At 69.4% G+C, this 15,365-nt stretch carries 8 protein-coding genes; 5 read left to right on the top strand and 3 right to left on the bottom strand.

What is annotated here, in order from left to right; all coding sequences use genetic code 11:
• Window positions 1-88 precede the first annotated feature (88 nt).
• Window positions 89-2,008, top strand: coding sequence for an N-acetylmuramoyl-L-alanine amidase (locus AB0C28_RS43370; RefSeq protein WP_358081615.1), 1,920 nt, complete (start codon window positions 89-91; stop codon window positions 2,006-2,008).
• Here the strand turns inward: AB0C28_RS43370 and AB0C28_RS43365 are convergent.
• Both AB0C28_RS43365 and glgP read right to left on the bottom strand, forming a co-directional pair.
• Window positions 1,971-2,867: a MurR/RpiR family transcriptional regulator gene (locus tag AB0C28_RS43365; protein ID WP_106249441.1), complete on the bottom strand. Its 897-nt coding sequence runs from the start codon at window positions 2,865-2,867 to the stop codon at window positions 1,971-1,973. The genes AB0C28_RS43370 and AB0C28_RS43365 overlap by 38 nt on opposite strands.
• Before the next feature lie 19 nt (window positions 2,868-2,886).
• Window positions 2,887-5,469 (bottom strand): alpha-glucan family phosphorylase, encoded by a 2,583-nt coding sequence (gene glgP, locus AB0C28_RS43360; RefSeq protein WP_357848657.1) that lies wholly within the window; start codon window positions 5,467-5,469, stop codon window positions 2,887-2,889.
• Window positions 5,470-5,713: 244 nt separating this feature from the next.
• On the opposite strand from glgP, the gene AB0C28_RS43355 reads away from it, so the two are divergent.
• The 3 genes from AB0C28_RS43355 to AB0C28_RS43345 all read left to right on the top strand — a co-directional run bounded on the left by AB0C28_RS43355 (window position 5,714) and on the right by AB0C28_RS43345 (window position 10,912).
• Window positions 5,714-7,804, top strand: coding sequence for an alpha-1,4-glucan--maltose-1-phosphate maltosyltransferase (locus AB0C28_RS43355; RefSeq protein WP_358081612.1), 2,091 nt, complete (start codon window positions 5,714-5,716; stop codon window positions 7,802-7,804).
• A gap of 72 nt (window positions 7,805-7,876) precedes the next feature.
• Window positions 7,877-9,577 carry a maltose alpha-D-glucosyltransferase gene (gene treS, locus AB0C28_RS43350; protein WP_106249444.1) on the top strand — a complete coding sequence of 567 codons (1,701 nt, stop codon included), beginning with the start codon at window positions 7,877-7,879 and terminating at the stop codon, window positions 9,575-9,577.
• Between the two features lie 3 nt (window positions 9,578-9,580).
• A complete protein-coding gene (locus AB0C28_RS43345; protein ID WP_358081609.1) occupies window positions 9,581-10,912 on the top strand; it encodes a phosphotransferase in 1,332 nt (443 codons plus the stop codon).
• Window positions 10,913-11,011: 99 nt separating this feature from the next.
• Here the strand turns inward: AB0C28_RS43345 and AB0C28_RS43340 are convergent, their stop codons facing one another.
• Window positions 11,012-11,863, bottom strand: a complete 852-nt coding sequence (locus AB0C28_RS43340) for an NAD(P)-binding domain-containing protein (protein WP_358081606.1) — start codon at window positions 11,861-11,863, stop codon at window positions 11,012-11,014.
• Window positions 11,864-11,988: 125 nt separating this feature from the next.
• On the opposite strand from AB0C28_RS43340, the gene AB0C28_RS43335 reads away from it, so the two are divergent.
• Window positions 11,989-15,291: a BTAD domain-containing putative transcriptional regulator gene (locus AB0C28_RS43335; RefSeq protein ID WP_358081603.1), complete on the top strand. Its 3,303-nt coding sequence runs from the start codon at window positions 11,989-11,991 to the stop codon at window positions 15,289-15,291.
• The last annotated feature ends 74 nt before the right edge of the window (window positions 15,292-15,365 follow it).

The raw sequence follows: 15,365 nt of genomic DNA, 5'->3' as shown, positions 1-15,365 counted from the left end.
AAATATCTTCGCAAAGATCTCGCCTGCGAAGGAAAATGTTGAGACGCTGAACTGCACGACGCGCCCCCCAGCTCCCGAGGAGTGGTTCATGCGCAGAATACTGATGGCGGCCTCACTCGTCGCCCTGCTGCCCTTAGTCAACATGAGCACGGCTCACGCCCAGCAGCCCCCGGACCGGCAGCAGGCCTTCGCGGCCGCCGCCAAGGAGTTCCAGGTGCCCGAGAGCGTGCTGCTGGGCGTCTCCTACCTTGAGTCCCGGTGGGACGCCCACGCCGGCCGGCCCTCCAGCGACGCCGGGTTCGGGCCCATGCACCTGACCGACGCCGCCGCCTTCACCTCGTCCAACCATCATGACGAGGGCGAGGAGGACGCCCGCGGCGACGACACCCGCCCCCTCGCGCCCCCGGCCGAGCGACCGGCGCCGGCCGAGATCCCGGCCTCGCTGCGGACCATGGAACGCGCCGCCGCGCTGACCGGCGAGAGCCACGAGCGGCTGCGTACCCACGACGCCGCCAACATCCGCGGCGGCGCCGCGCTGCTTGCCGACTACCAGAAGGCGCTCGGCGCGCCGCTGAGCGCCGACCCCGGCCAGTGGTACGGCGCCGTGGCGAAGTACTCGGGCGCCGAGGAGTCGGGGGCGGCCAAGTTCTTCGCCGACGAGGTCTTCGCCACGATCAAGGAAGGGGCCGCGCGGACGACCGACGACGGCCAGCAGGTCGCCCTTCCGGCCGTGCCGGGCCTGAAGAAGATCGAGAAGTGGCTGGAGAAGCTCGGCCTGCGCCCGCCGGTGCGCCCCGACGGCATCGAGTGCCCGGCCTCGATCTCCTGTGAGTGGATCCCGTCCGCGTACCAGGAGCTGCCGAACGACGACTACGGGCACTACGACCTGGCGAACCGGCCGTCCAGCCAGAAGGTCGAATACATCATCATCCACGACATGGAGGGATATTTCCTGCCCTCCATCCGCCTCAACCAGGACCCCAACTACGGCGCCAGCTGGCACTACTCCGTCCGCTCGTCCGACGGCCACATCGCCCAGCACATCAAGACCAAGGACGTCGCCTGGCAGGCCGGCAACTGGTACGTCAACGCCAAGTCCATCGGCATCGAGCACGAGGGCTTCCTGGCCGAGGGCAGCACCTGGTTCACCGAGGCGATGTACCGCTCGTCCGCCCGTCTGGTCCGCTACCTGGCGCTGCGGCACGGCGTGCCGCTGGACCGCGCCCACATCCTGGGCCACGACAACGTCCCCGGCACCCTGCCGACGACCGTGCGCGGCATGCACGAGGACCCGGGCCCGTTCTGGGACTGGGCGCACTACTTCCAGCTCATGGGCGCGCCGCTGCACGCGTTCGGCGGCCCCAGGGCCAGCTCGGTCATGATCAAGCCGGACTTCGCCACGAACAAGCCGCACTTCTACGGCTGTGACCGCCAGAACCCGGAGGCGGACTGCCCGCCGACCAGCGCCCACACCGTCTGGCTGCGTACCGAGCCGCGCGAGGACGCGCCGCTGATCAAGGACATCGGCAAGCACCCGACCGGCGACTCCCTCTACAGCGTCTACGACCACAGTGCCCGCGCCAGCACCGGCCAGCGCTTCGCCGTGGCTGAGCGCCAGGGCGACTGGACAGCCATCTGGTACCTCGGGCAGAAGGCGTGGTTCCACAACCCGAGGAGCGCTCCGACCGCCGTCCCGTCGATGGGGCTGGTGGTCACGCCGAAGCCGGGCAAGGCGACGGTGCCGGTGTTCGGCCGGGCCTACCCGGAGGAGTCGGCCTATCCGGAGGGCATCCCGTACCAGGCGGTGACGCCGCTGCAGTACACGTTCTCGGCGGGCGAGAAGTACACGCTCGCCGGCCAGGCGGCCACCGAGTACTACCGCGCGGTCACCTTCAACCTGGAGGACCACAAGGTGGTGCGGGGCAAGACGAAGTACCTGCAGATTCAGTTCGGCCACCGCGTGATGTTCGTCAAGGCTGACGACGTGCGGGTGACGTTCTCCGGGTGAACTCCTTGACGGCGCGCCTGGTGCTGGCGAGCGCCTCCTGAGAGGAGTCGAACGTACGCTGGGCGACACCGACGAACACGCAGTCGACGACGAGGAGCTGGCTGATCCTGCTGGCCAGGGCGCCGGGACGGAACTCCGTCTCGCGCCCGGCCGAGATCAGCACGTGTTCGGCCAGCTCCGCGATGGACGAGCGGGGGTTGTTGGTGATCGCGACCGTGGTGGCCCCGGCCTCCTTGGCCCGGCTCAGCGGCTCGATCACGTCGGGGGTCTCGCCTGAGGTGCTGATGCCGATGGCCACGTCGCCGTCCTTGAGCAGCACGGCGCTGGTCAGCGCCAGGTGCGCGTCCTGGAAGGCGTGGCTGGACAGGCCGATGCGCAGCAGCTTCTGGGCGACGTCCTCGGCCACCAGCCCGGAGGCGCCGACCCCGTAGGCGTCGATCCGCCGGGCGCCGACGATGGCGTCGACGACCAGGCCGAGCCGTTCGGAGGTGAGCTGGGCGACGGTGTCGTTGATCGCCTCGGACTCGGCCCTGGCCACCTTCTGGATGACCTCCGACAGCGGGTCGTCGGGCGCGAGGTCGCCGGGCACCAGCCGGTCCGGCTGCGCGGCGGCTGCGGCTAAGGCCAGCCTGAGCTGCGGATATCCGGCGAAGCCGAGCAACCGGGCGGTGCGCACGATCGTCGCCTCACTCGTGCCGGAGGCGGCGGAGAGCTCGGTGATGGTGCTCCTCGCCACCGTCGCGGGGTCTTCCAGAATGAGGCGGGCCACGGTCTGGGCGGCTGGCGTCAGCGACGGCAGCACACCGCGAACCGTGGCCACCAGAGTGTCGGCCCGCAGGCCGTTCCCGCTGTCGTCCACCCTGTGATTATGCCGCTTGTCAGCGCAATGTTCCGTTCGTCATGCCCGCCGGTTCCTCGGGCACGGTGATCAGGCCCAGCTCGGCCGGTGTGGCCAGCAGCGGGTGGTGCGGGACGACTCGCACGGTGTAACCGAACGCGCCCGTACGGTCGAGCGGCACCGCGCCGGTGTAGTGGGCCCGCCCGTCGTCCTCGACCGACGAGACCGACAGCGTGGAGTAGACCGGGTGCACCAGCTCGTCGTGCGGCCCGACCTTGCCGTAAGCGGCCTGGACCAGCACGTCACTGGGCTCCAGGTCGCCGAGCGCGATGGTGGCGTGCAGCTCGATCGAGGCTCCGACCTCCGGGGTGTCGCCCACGCCGGCCGCCTCGACGTGCTCGACCCGCACGCCCGGCCAGGCCCGGTTCACCCGGACCCGCCAGGCGGCGAACGCCTTGGCCGGCGCGTAGGAGTCGGCGCTGAGCGCGCGGGCGGAGGCGGCGGCCGGGTTGTAGAGCGTCACCACGTAGTCGCGCAGCATCCGCCCGGCCAGCACCTTGGGCCCGAGCGAGGCCAGCGTGTGCTTGACCATCTCCATCCACCGGCGCGGCAGGCCGTCGGGGCCGCGGTCGTAGAAGCGGTCGGACACCTCGTGCTCGATCAGGTCGTAGAGGGCGGAAGCCTCCAGCTCGTCACGCCGGTCGGGGTTGGCCACCCCGTCGGCGGTGGGGATGGCCCAGCCGTTGGTGCCGTCGTACCACTCGTCCCACCAGCCGTCGCGGATCGACAGGTTGAGCCCGCCGTTCAGCGCGGACTTCATCCCCGACGTGCCGGAGGCCTCCAGCGGGCGCAGCGGGTTGTTCAGCCAGACGTCGCAGCCCTGCACCATGAGCTGGCCGAGGGTCATGTCGTAGTCGGGCAGGAAGACGATGCGGTGGCGGACATCCTGCCGGTCGGCGAACTTGATGATCTGCTGGATCAGCTTCTTGCCGCCCTCGTCGGCCGGGTGAGCCTTGCCGGCGATCACGATCTGCACGGGTTTGTCGGGATCGAGCAGCAGCTCGGTGAGCCGTGCGGGATCGCGCAGCATGAGCGTGAGCCGCTTGTACGAGGGCACCCGCCGGGCGAACCCGATCGTCAGCACGTCGGGGTCGAGCGTGTCGTCGATCCAGCCGAGCTCGGCGTCGGAGGCCCCGCGCTCGCGCCACGACCTGCGCAGGCGTACCCGGGCGCCCTCGACCAGCCGCTTGCGCAGCGTGCCGCGGATCTGCCAGATGTCGGCGTCGGAGATCTTCTGGATGTGCTCCCAGCCGCGCGCCCGCTCCAGCAGGGAGGGCAGCTCGCGCCCGGCCAGCTCCATGAACTCCCTGCCGACCCAGGTCGGCGCGTGCACGCCGTTGGTGATCGAGCCGATCGGCACTTCGTCCAGGTCGAATCCCGGCCAAAGATCTTTGAACATGTCACGGCTGACCTCGCCGTGCAGCACGGAGACGCCGTTGACGCGCTGGGCCAGCCGCATGCCCATGACCGCCATGTTGAACCGGCTGGGGTCGGGCTCCTTGCCCAGCGCCAGGATCCGCTCGACCGGCACGGTCGGCCAGGCGCCCGCCCCGCCGAAGTGCCGCTCGATCATGTCGATCGGGAAGCGGTCGATGCCCGCGGGGACCGGGGTGTGGGTGGTGAACACCGTGCCGGCGCGCACCGCCTCAAGCGCCTCGTCGAACGACATCCGCGCCTCGGTGAGCTCGCGGATGCGCTCCAGGCCGAGGAAGCCGGCGTGGCCCTCGTTGGTGTGGAAGACCTCGGGCTCGGCGTGGCCGGTGATCTTGCAGTAGGCCCTGATCGCGCGTACGCCGCCGACCCCGAGCAGCAGCTCCTGCATGAGCCGGTGGTCGGTGCCGCCGCCGTAGAGGCGGTCGGTGATGTCTCTGGCCGCCGCGTCGTTCTCGGCCACGTCGGAGTCGAGCAGCAGCAGCGGCACCCGGCCGACCTGGGCCACCCACACCTGGGCGTGCAGATCGCGCTCGTCGGGCAGGCCCAGGCGGATCTTGACCGGCGTGCCCTCGGCGTCCTTCAGCAGGGTCAGCGGCAGGCCGCCCGCGTCGAGCGACGGGTAGTGCTCCAGCTGCCAGCCCTCGGGCGACAGGGACTGGGTGAAGTAGCCGTGGCGGTAGAGCAGGCCCACCGCGAGGATCGGCACGCCGAGGTCGCTGGCGGCCTTGAGGTGGTCTCCGGCCAGGATGCCGAGGCCCCCGGAGTACTGCGGCAGCGCGGCGGCGATGCCGTACTCGGGAGAGAAGTAGGCGATGGCCCGCGCGCTGTCGGGCAGCGTCTGGTACCAGCGCGGAGAGGTCATGTATTCGCGCAGATCGTCCGCGGCGTCGGCGAGGCGGCGCAGGAAGCGCCGATCGGCCGCGAGCTCGCTCAGCCTGGCCGGGCTGACGGCGCCGAGCAGGGCCACGGGATCGTGGCCGACCTGTTCCCACAGGTCGGCGTCGACCTCCGCGAAGAGGTCCATCGTCTCGGGGTGCCATGACCACCGCAGATTCTGGACAAGCTCGCCGAGGGCGGCCAGCTCCGCGGGCAGGACGGTGCGGACGGTAAACCGGCGGATAGCTCTCACGTTTCTGCACCCTACGGGCTAGGAGGGACCTCTGAGTCCTTCACCCCCATCAAGCCCCTTCAAACCCCTTCCGGGAACAAGCATGAAGAGGGACTATTGGGGCAACTTTCCAGGTTGTTGGACCTTCCCGCAGACACACAAGGGAGGTCTATCCGCTGCTGTCCACAATTTATCTGCAAGGATCGTTCCTGCCAGGGAAAGCCTCCGGCGGTACCGGGAGTGCCGCCGCAAACCCTTGAATGCGATGATCGGACGAATTCCCATCACGGACATCTCCCCCGTCGTCGACTGCGGGCAATGGCCCGCGAAGGCGGTCGCCGGCGAGACCTTCCAGGTCTCGGCGACCGTGTTCAGAGAGGGCCACGACGCCGTGGCGTCGGGCGTGGTGCTGACCTCGCCCGACGGGCAGCGCGGGCGCCTGAGACCCATGCGCGAGCTCGCGCCGGGCACCGATCGCTGGGGTGTCGACGTGTGCCTGCCGGCCGAGGGCGACTGGCTGTTCCGCGTGGAGGCTTGGAGTGATCCGATCGGCACGTGGCTGCATGACGCCGAGATCAAGATCCCGCGCGGCATGGACGTCGATCTCATGTGCGAGGAGGGCGCCCGGCTGTTCGAGCGGGCGGCCAAGGCCGTGCGGCCCGCCGACTGCGCGGGCGGGCAGGTCGCCCCGGCCGGCAAGGCCGCGCGTGACGGCCGGAGCAGGCAGAACGGCAACGGCGCCACCAACTGCGGCCACCGTGCGGCGCTGCTGTCGATCTCCGCGACGCTGCGTGACGAGGACCTGGACCCCCGGGCACGGCTGTCGATCGTCCAGTTGCCCGAGACCGCGGCGTTGCTGGAGGCGCATCCGTTCCGCGAGCTGGTGACCAGGTCGAAGTCCCACAAGATCAGGGTGGACCGGCGCAGGGCGCTCTACGGCTCCTGGTACGAGTTCTTCCCCAGGTCAGAAGGGGCGGTGGTGAACGAGCACGGTATCTCCAAGTCCGGAAATTTCCAGACAGCTGCCAAGCGGCTGCCCGCCATCGCCAAGATGGGCTTCGACGTCGTCTACCTGCCGCCCATCCACCCGATCGGCACGACGTACCGCAAGGGGCGCAACAACACGCTCAGCCCCGAGCCCGACGAGCCCGGCTCTCCCTGGGCGATCGGCTCCGAGGACGGCGGGCACGACGCCGTGCATCCCGATCTGGGCACGCTCGACGACTTCGACGTGTTCGTCGCCCGCACCCGTGAGCTGGGCATGGAGATCGCGCTCGACTTCGCCCTGCAGTGCTCTCCCGACCACCCGTGGGTCAAGGAGCACCCCGAGTGGTTCACGGTCAGGGCGGACGGCTCGATCGCGTACGCCGAGAACCCGCCGAAGAAATATCAGGACATCTACCCGATCAACTTCGACAAGGACCCCGAGGGGATCTACAACGAGGTCAAGCGGGTGCTGCGGCACTGGATGGACCACGGGGTGCGCATCTTCCGGGTGGACAACCCGCACACCAAGCCCGTGGCCTTCTGGGAGCGGCTGCTGGCGGACGTCCACCGCACCGACCCCGACGTGATCTTCCTGTCGGAGGCGTTCACCCGGCCGGCGATGATGCGCATGCTCGCCAAGACCGGCTATCACCAGTCATATACATATTTTACCTGGAAAAACACCAAGCACGACGTAGAGAGCTACCTCACGGAGCTCGCCCAGGAGACGTCGAGTTACCTGCGGCCCAACCTGTTCGTCAACACTCCGGACATTCTCCACGAATACCTGCAACACGGCGGCGTCCCGGCGTTCAAGATCAGAGCGGTGCTGGCCGCGCTCGCCTCGCCCGCCTGGGGCGTCTATTCCGGGTACGAGCTCGGGGAGCACGTACCGGTGCGCCCGGGAAGCGAGGAATATCTGGATAGCGAGAAGTATCAATACAAACCCCGCGATTGGGTGACAGCTGAGCGCGAAGGATGGAGCCTCGCCCCCTTCATCACCCATCTGAATTTGTTCCGAAGAGCGCATCCGGCGCTGCAAGAATTGCGTAACCTACGGTTCCACAGGGTCGACCAACCGGACATCGTCTGCTTCTCGAAACGACTTCCCGGCGCCTATGATCCGGCCACACGAAGGCACGGCCTGGGCGACGTCGTTCTGGCGGTCATCAATCTGGATCCGCACCACACCCACGAGGCGACGGTGGATCTGGACCTGCCCGCCATAGGTCTCGACTGGAACGTGGAGTTCGTCGTCGACGACGAACTCTCCGGAGAGTCCTACCGCTGGAGGCAGCGTAACTATGTACGCCTCGACCCCCATATCCAGCCTGCCCACATTCTCACCGTACGAGCCGCGCCACGGTAAGAACTGAATTCAGCGGGGAGTCTTCAACGTGTGTGATAGCGCCTCCGTCATGAGCCACCTGCGGGGCGGCTCATGAGCTCCACACCCATTCCCAACACCTTTGACGAGGAAAAGCCGCGCGACCCCTACTGGTACAAGCGGGCGGTTTTCTACGAGGTCCTGATCAGGGGTTTCGCCGACTCCAACGGCGACGGGACCGGCGACATCAGAGGTCTCATCAGCAAGCTCGACTATCTGCAGTGGCTGGGCGTGGACTGCCTCTGGCTGCTGCCGCTCTACGAGTCGCCGCTGCGCGACGGCGGATACGACATCGCCGACTTCATGAAGATCCTGCCCGAGTTCGGCGACCTCGGGGACTTCGTGAAACTGGTCGACGAGGCCCACAAGCGCGGCATGCGCGTCATCGCCGACCTCGTCATGAACCACACCAGCGACGCCCATCCCTGGTTCCAGGCGTCCCGGCACGACCCCGAAGGCCCGTACGGCGACTTCTACGTCTGGTCGTCCACGGATGAGAAGTACCAGGACGCCCGGATCATCTTCATCGACACCGAGACGTCCAACTGGACCTACGACCCCGTCCGCGGCCAGTACTACTGGCACCGCTTCTTCCACCACCAGCCGGACCTCAACTACGAGAACCCGGACGTGCAGGAGGCCATGCTGGAGGTGCTGCGCTTCTGGCTGGACCTGGGCATCGACGGGTTCCGGCTGGACGCGGTCCCCTACCTCTTCGAGGAGGAGGGCACCAACTGCGAGAACCTGCCGCGCACGCACGAATACCTCAAGTCGATCCGGTCGGAGGTCGACCGGCTGTTCCCCGACCGCGTGCTGCTGGCCGAGGCGAACCAGTGGCCGTCGGACGTGGTGGAGTATTTCGGCGATCCGGTCGGCGGCGGGGACGAATGCCACATGGCCTTCCATTTCCCGCTTATGCCTCGCATCTTCATGGCCGTCCGCCGGGAATCGCGCTACCCCATTTCCGAAATTTTGGCACAAACGCCGAAAATTCCGGAAAACTGCCAGTGGGGGATCTTCCTCCGTAACCACGATGAGCTGACGCTCGAAATGGTCACGGACGAAGAACGCGACTACATGTACACCGAATACGCCAAAGACCCCCGCATGCGGGCCAATGTCGGCATCCGCCGCCGCCTCGCGCCCCTGCTGGAGAACGACCGCAACCAGATCGAGCTCTTCACCGCCCTGCTCCTGTCGCTGCCCGGATCCCCCGTGCTCTACTACGGCGACGAGATCGGCATGGGCGACAACATCTGGCTCGGCGACCGCGACGGCGTGCGTACGCCCATGCAGTGGGACCCCGACCGCAACGCGGGCTTCTCCGACTGCGACCCCGGTCGGCTCTATCTGCCGGTCATCATGGACCCGATCTACGGCTACCAGGGCATCAACGTCGAGGCCCAGCAGAAGAACGCGGGCTCGCTGCTGCACTGGACCCGGCGCATGATCGAGATCCGCAAGCGCCACCCCGTCTTCGGGCTGGGCGGTTACGCAGAGCTCAACTCCTCCAACCCGAGCGTGCTCGCCTTCGTCAGGGAGCTGGGCGACGACCGGATGCTCTGCGTGAACAACCTGTCACGATTCCCGCAACCCGTCGAACTCGACCTGCGGAGGTTTGTGGGCGTATCCCCTGTGGAAACCATGGGGGGCGTACCATTTCCGGCAATTGGCGAACTTCCGTATCTTTTGACGCTTCCCGGGCATGGGTTCTATTGGTTCACACTCCCGCCGGCCATCACCCAGGAGGAGTAGGACGTGCTTGAGGAGCTCCTTGCCGCATGGATCGGCCGCCAGCGTTGGTTCGGCGGCAAGGGGCGCCCGATCGACCAGTTGTCGATCGACTCCGACGTCGAGCTGTCGCCCGGGCTGCGACATCTGATCATCGCCGTGTGGCAGGAGGGCTCGCGCGACCGCTACCAGGTGCTGCTGGGCGAGCGGAACGAGATGCCCGACCGCCTCAACCACGCCCTCATCGGCACCATCGGCGAGTCCTACCTCTACGACGCCGTTCACGACTCCGACCGCATGGGCCTGCTCCTCGACGGCATGGCCCACGACGAGACGCGCGGCGGCCTGCGCATGCGCCCCGTGCCCGGCGTCACCATCGACATCTCCCCGCGCAGCGTGGTGCTGGGGGCCGAGCAGTCCAACACCTCGCTCGTGTACGGGGACGCCTACATCTGCAAGCTCTTCCGCCGGCTCATCCCCGGGGTCAACCCGGAGCTGGAGATCATCACCGCCCTGGCCGCCAGGAACGCCCCGCACATCGCGCGCCCGTACGGCTGGATCGAGACCGACCTCGACGGCACGGGCACCACGCTGGCGATCATGCAGGAGTTCCTCTCCCCCGCCAACGACGGCTGGGACCTGGCCCTGACCAGCGTCCGCGACCTGTACGCCAGCCTGCCCCAGGTGCCGGCCAACGAGGCGGGCGGGAACTTCGCCGCGGAGTCGCGCCGGCTCGGCACGGCCACCGCGCGCGTGCACCACGAGCTGGCCGAGGCCTTCCCCACGGACGTGATCGAGGTGCACGAGGTCAAGCGGATGGCCGAGTCGTTCCGGCGGCGGCTCGGACTGTCCGTGGCCGAGGTGCCCCAGTTGCGCGAGCACGTGAGCTTCATCGAGCAGGTCTACCACCAGGTGGAGCTGCTCACCAGCGCGGTGCCCGTGCAGCGGGTTCACGGCGACTACCACCTCGGCCAGGTCATGCGCACGCCCACCGACTGGGTGATCCTGGACTTCGAGGGCGAACCGGGCCAGCCGCTGAACGAGCGCCGGGCGCTGTACTCGCCGCTGCGTGACGTGGCGGGGATGCTGCGCTCGTTCGACTACGCGGCCAGGCACCTGCTGGCCGGGCACTCCCAGGCCGCGGAGCTGGAGCCCCGGGCCCAGGAGTGGGCCGACCGCAACCGGGCCGCCTTCCTGGACGGGTACGTCGAGGGTGGCGGTGTGATCAACCATGCGGACGCCGCGTTGTTGCGGGCGTTCGAGCTGTCCAAGGCGGTGTACGAGGTCGTGTACGAGGCCCGCAACCGCCCCTCGTGGCTGCCGATCCCGCTCGCCGCCTTCCGCCCCCGCACGTTCTGAGGCCCCGGGCCTTGACGATTTGACGCCCAGGTCAGGCCCGGCACCTGGAGTGGTGCGCCGCGTGCGCGATCAGAGCTCTTCTCTTCAGAGCTCTTCTCTTCAGAGCTCTTCGATCAGGCCGGACAGGCCCTCGTTCCCCAGCCCCCGGGCGGTGCGCTGGTCGATGACGGTCTTCAGCGGCAGCAGCAGGTCCGGCTTGACGCCCTGCTCGCGGAAGGCGCGGACCAGGTTCTCCAGGCCCGCCCGGTTGATCTCCAGGTTGGACACCTCCGTGCTGTGGTCGCCCGACTCGAAGCTGTCGACCCAGGTGGCCTGCTGGGCGACCATCGCGTTCAGCCACGGGGTCAGCAGCGTGGTGACGAAGTCGCGCAGCGGCAGCCCGGCGGACCTCACCAGGGCGGCGGCCTCCAGGAAACCGGCGATCTGGCCGTACATGCCGGTCAGCATGGCCATGTCGAGCAGCAGCGCCGACTCGGGGTCCGTACCCGTGAACCGAGGCTCGGCCACGACCGACAGCACCGGCTCGTACCGGTCGTAGATCGTACGGGAGCCGCTGTAGAGGATGAGCGCGCCCGGCTTGGCGATCATCGGGGGGACGGCCATGATGGCGCCGCCCAGATAGTCGCCGCCGCGCTCGGCCACCCACTCCGCGGTCTGCCTGGCCTCGACGGGGCGGCCGGTGGTGAGGTTCACCACGGCCCGGCCCGCCAGCGGCGTGCCGTCCAGGGTCTGCGTGACCGACGCGTGGTCGAGCAGGCAGACGATCACCAGAGTGCTCGCCCCCACGGCCTTGTCCGGGGTGTCCGCGTAGACGGCGCCCTCGGCGACCAGGGGCTCGGCCTTGGAGGGGGTGCGGTTCCAGACGGTGACGTGGTGGCCGGCGGCCAGGAGGCTGCTGGCGAGGGCGGTACCCATGAGTCCGAGACCGAGAAAGGAGATATTTTCCGACATTTCAGCGTTCCTTATGGAAGGGGAGAGACGGATCCCCCTGCGGATTGGGAGATGCGTCCCACTCTGGTGGTGGGCGGTTATGGTCGGGTTCTGGCTTGGTTATGTCGGTTGTGGAGAGGCGGCGGATGCGGTTCGGGGTGCTGGGGCCGCTCGTGGTGCGGACCCCGGACGGGCGGCCGGTCCACGTGCCGGAGGTCAAGGTCCGGGCGCTGCTGGCCGTGCTCCTCATCCACGCCGGCCGGCCCGTCTCCGCCGACCGGCTGATCGAGGACCTCTGGAACGGCCGCCCGCCCGCCGGGGCCGCCGCCGCGCTGCGGGTCAAGGTCTCGCAACTGCGCCGGGCTCTGGGCGAACGGGAGCTGGTGGCGTACCGGGCGCCTGGTTACGTGCTGCGTGCCGAGCCCGAGTCCGTGGACGCCGGTCGCTTCGAGTCGCTGCTCGGGCGCGCCCAGCGCACGAACGACCTGGAGGTACGCGCCTCGCTGCTGCGCAAGGCCCTCGGGCTGTGGCGCGGCGGGGCGTACGCGGAGTTCGCCGACGAGCCGTTCGCCCGCGCGGCCGTCGCCCGGCTGGACGAACAACGACTGGTGGCCGAGGAAGAGCTGGCCGAGACCCGGCTGGCGCTCGGCGAACACGGCCTGCTCGCCGCCGACCTGGCCGCCCTCGTCGCCGCCCATCCACTGCGGGAACGGCTCCGCGCCGCCCACGTACGGGCGCTCTACCTGGCCGGACGGCAGAGCGAGGCCCTGGCGAGCCACCGGGAGTTGCGGCGGCTGCTGGCGGATGAGCTGGGGCTCGACCCCGGGCCTGAGCTGACCGCGCTGCACCAGTCGATCCTGTCGCGAAACCCGGCCCTCGCAGCGCCCTCCGCCCGGCCCCGCACGAACCTCCCCGCGCCACTGACCCGCCTGGTGGGACGCGACGAGGCGGTGACCGAGGTACGAGCACTGCTACGGACCAACCGCCTCGTCACCCTCACCGGCCCAGGAGGCGTCGGCAAAACCCGCCTCGCCCTGGCCGCCGCCGATCCCGGCATCGATCCCGGCATCGATCCCCGCGTCGGGCCCGGTACCGGGCCCAGCGCCGGCTCCCGCTTCACCATGGCGGCCAAGCGCTTGGACGGCGGCGACTCCGACGGCGAGGGCTCCGATGGCACGGTCTTCAACAGCGGGGGCTTCGACGGTGGGGTGTGGCTGGTGGAGCTGGCCTCGCTCGGGGCCGGGGCGGGGGTCGTCGAGGTGGCCGAGGCGATCGCCGACGTGCTGGGCGTGCGTGACGACGCCCCCGGCGGCATCCTCGACCGCCTCCCCGGCACCCTGCGGTCCGGAAGGACGCTGCTGGTGCTGGACAACTGCGAGCACGTGGTCGAACAGGTGGCGGCGCTGGCCGACCGCCTCCTGCGGGCCGCCCCCGGACTGCGCATCCTCGCCACCAGCCAGGAGTCACTGCGGATCGAGGGCGAGGCCCTGTGGAGCGTGCCGCCACTCGACCGCGCGGCCGCCATCGAACTCTTCACCACCCGAGCCGGCCTCAAGACCCCCACCACAACCCCCACAAGGACCGTTGCGGGGGTCGATGCTTATGTGGCGGAGATTTGTGCGCGGTTGGATGGTATTCCGCTGGCTCTGGAGCTGGCCGCCACCAGGATGCGGGCGCTGACCCCACAGCAGCTCGCCGAGCGGCTCGACGACCGCTTCCGCCTGCTCGCCTCCGGACTGCGCGGCGCTCCGGCCAGGCAGCAGACGTTGCGGGCGATGATCGACTGGAGCTGGGAGCTGCTGTCGGACGGCGAGCGGGTGGTGCTGCGGCGGCTGTCCGTGCACGCCGACGGCTGCACGCTGGAGGCGGCCGAGGAGGTCTGCGCCGAGCCGGGCCTGGACGTGCTCGGTCTGCTGGCCCGCCTGGTCGATCGCTCGCTGGTGACCCGCGTCCCCGCCCAGCAGCCGGGGCACGGGCCGGCGGGTGAGGGGGCGGAGCCTCGCTACCGGCTGCTGGAGTCGGTGGCCGCCTACTGCCAGGAGCGGCTGGAAAAGGCCGGTGAGCTGACCGCCGTACGACTCAGGCACCTCCGCTACTACACCGCCCTGGCCGTCCGGCTGGAGCCGCGCCTGCGCGGACCCGAGCAGTGCGGCGCACTCGTACGGCTGGACGCCGAGGCCGCGAATCTCAGGACGGCACTGGAGACGGCGGTACGCGAGGGCATCCCCGGCGAAGCGCTCCGGCTGGTGAACTCCATGGCCTGGTACTGGGTGCTGCGCGGCAGACTGGGTGAAGGTCGTAGGGCCTTGGAGTCGGCCCTGTCCGTGGCGCGTCCCGGTGATCAGGGAGCGGGAGCGGCTGAGGCCGAGGTGTGGCTTACTGGGTTTCAGCTGTTGGCGGGGCGGCTCGTGTCCCTGGATCGGGAGGGGTTCGCGGCGATCGACGACCCGCGCAGGCGGGCCGCCGCGCGGTGGTTCGCGGGGTTCGCGCTGCTCGGTTACGAGGACGCGGCGGCCAGCGAGGCGCTGCTGGCGGCGGCGCTGGCGGAGTTTCGCGAGCTGGACGACACCTGGGGCATGGCCGCCGCGCTGACCGTGCTGGCCCGTCACTCCGCGTTGCGCGGCGATCTGACCGGGCTGCGCGAGCACGCAGAGCAGGGGCTGACGCTGTTCAGGCGGGCCGGTGACCGGTGGGGCGAGCTGCGGGCGGCGGAGAACCTGGCGATGCTGGCCGAGATCACCGGCGACTACGACCGGGCCATGGCGCTGCGCCGGGAGATCCTGGGCATAGCAGAAGAGCTGGAGCTGTGGAGCTCGGTGTCGGACGCGCTGTCCCGGCTGGGCCGCATAGCGATGCTGACCGGCGACCACGCGCGGGCCGACGACTACCACGAACGGGCGCGGCTGCTGGCCGTGGCGCAGTCGAACCGGCCGGCCGAGGAGTTCGCCGAGCTGGGCCTGGCGCTGGGGGCGCGCAGGCAGGGACGGCTGGACGAGGCGGAGCGGCGGCTGCGTGCCTGGCTGGGCTGGGTCGAGGACGTGAACGGCGATCCCGGCGCTGCGCTGATCCTGGCCGAGCTGGGGTTCGTCGCCGAACAGCGCGGCGACGCGGCGGGCGCACTGGACCTGCAACGCCAGGGTCTGGCGGTGGCCCGCAGGGTGGGCGATCCGCGGGCCATCGCCCTGGCTCTGGAGGGCATGGCGGGCGCACTGGTACTCGGCGGGCAACACGAGGAGGCCGGGCGGTTGCTGGGCGAGGCGGCTGCCATGAGGGAGTCGGTCGGAGCGCCGCTGCCGCCCGGTGAGCGGGGCGACGTGGAGCGCATCACGGCGGCGGTGGAGCAGGCTTCCCGGAGCGAACGCCTTCACCAACGCGCGATGGACGCAGACATAGAGCCTCACACTCTGCTCGGCGATGGGCCGGGCAAAGAGCGGGGAAAGGATCTATAGACCGCTTCGGCATCGTCCTGTAATAAACCCGCGATTTCGCACTTCCGGTGATTGTCGCGGTGAAAGCGGGCAGT

The organism is Nonomuraea sp. NPDC048892 (assembly GCF_040649735.1).
Classification (GTDB): domain Bacteria; phylum Actinomycetota; class Actinomycetes; order Streptosporangiales; family Streptosporangiaceae; genus Nonomuraea; species Nonomuraea maheshkhaliensis.
The sequence above is the reverse complement of the archived record's forward strand: the minus strand, read 5'-3'. Positions and strand labels throughout refer to the sequence as shown.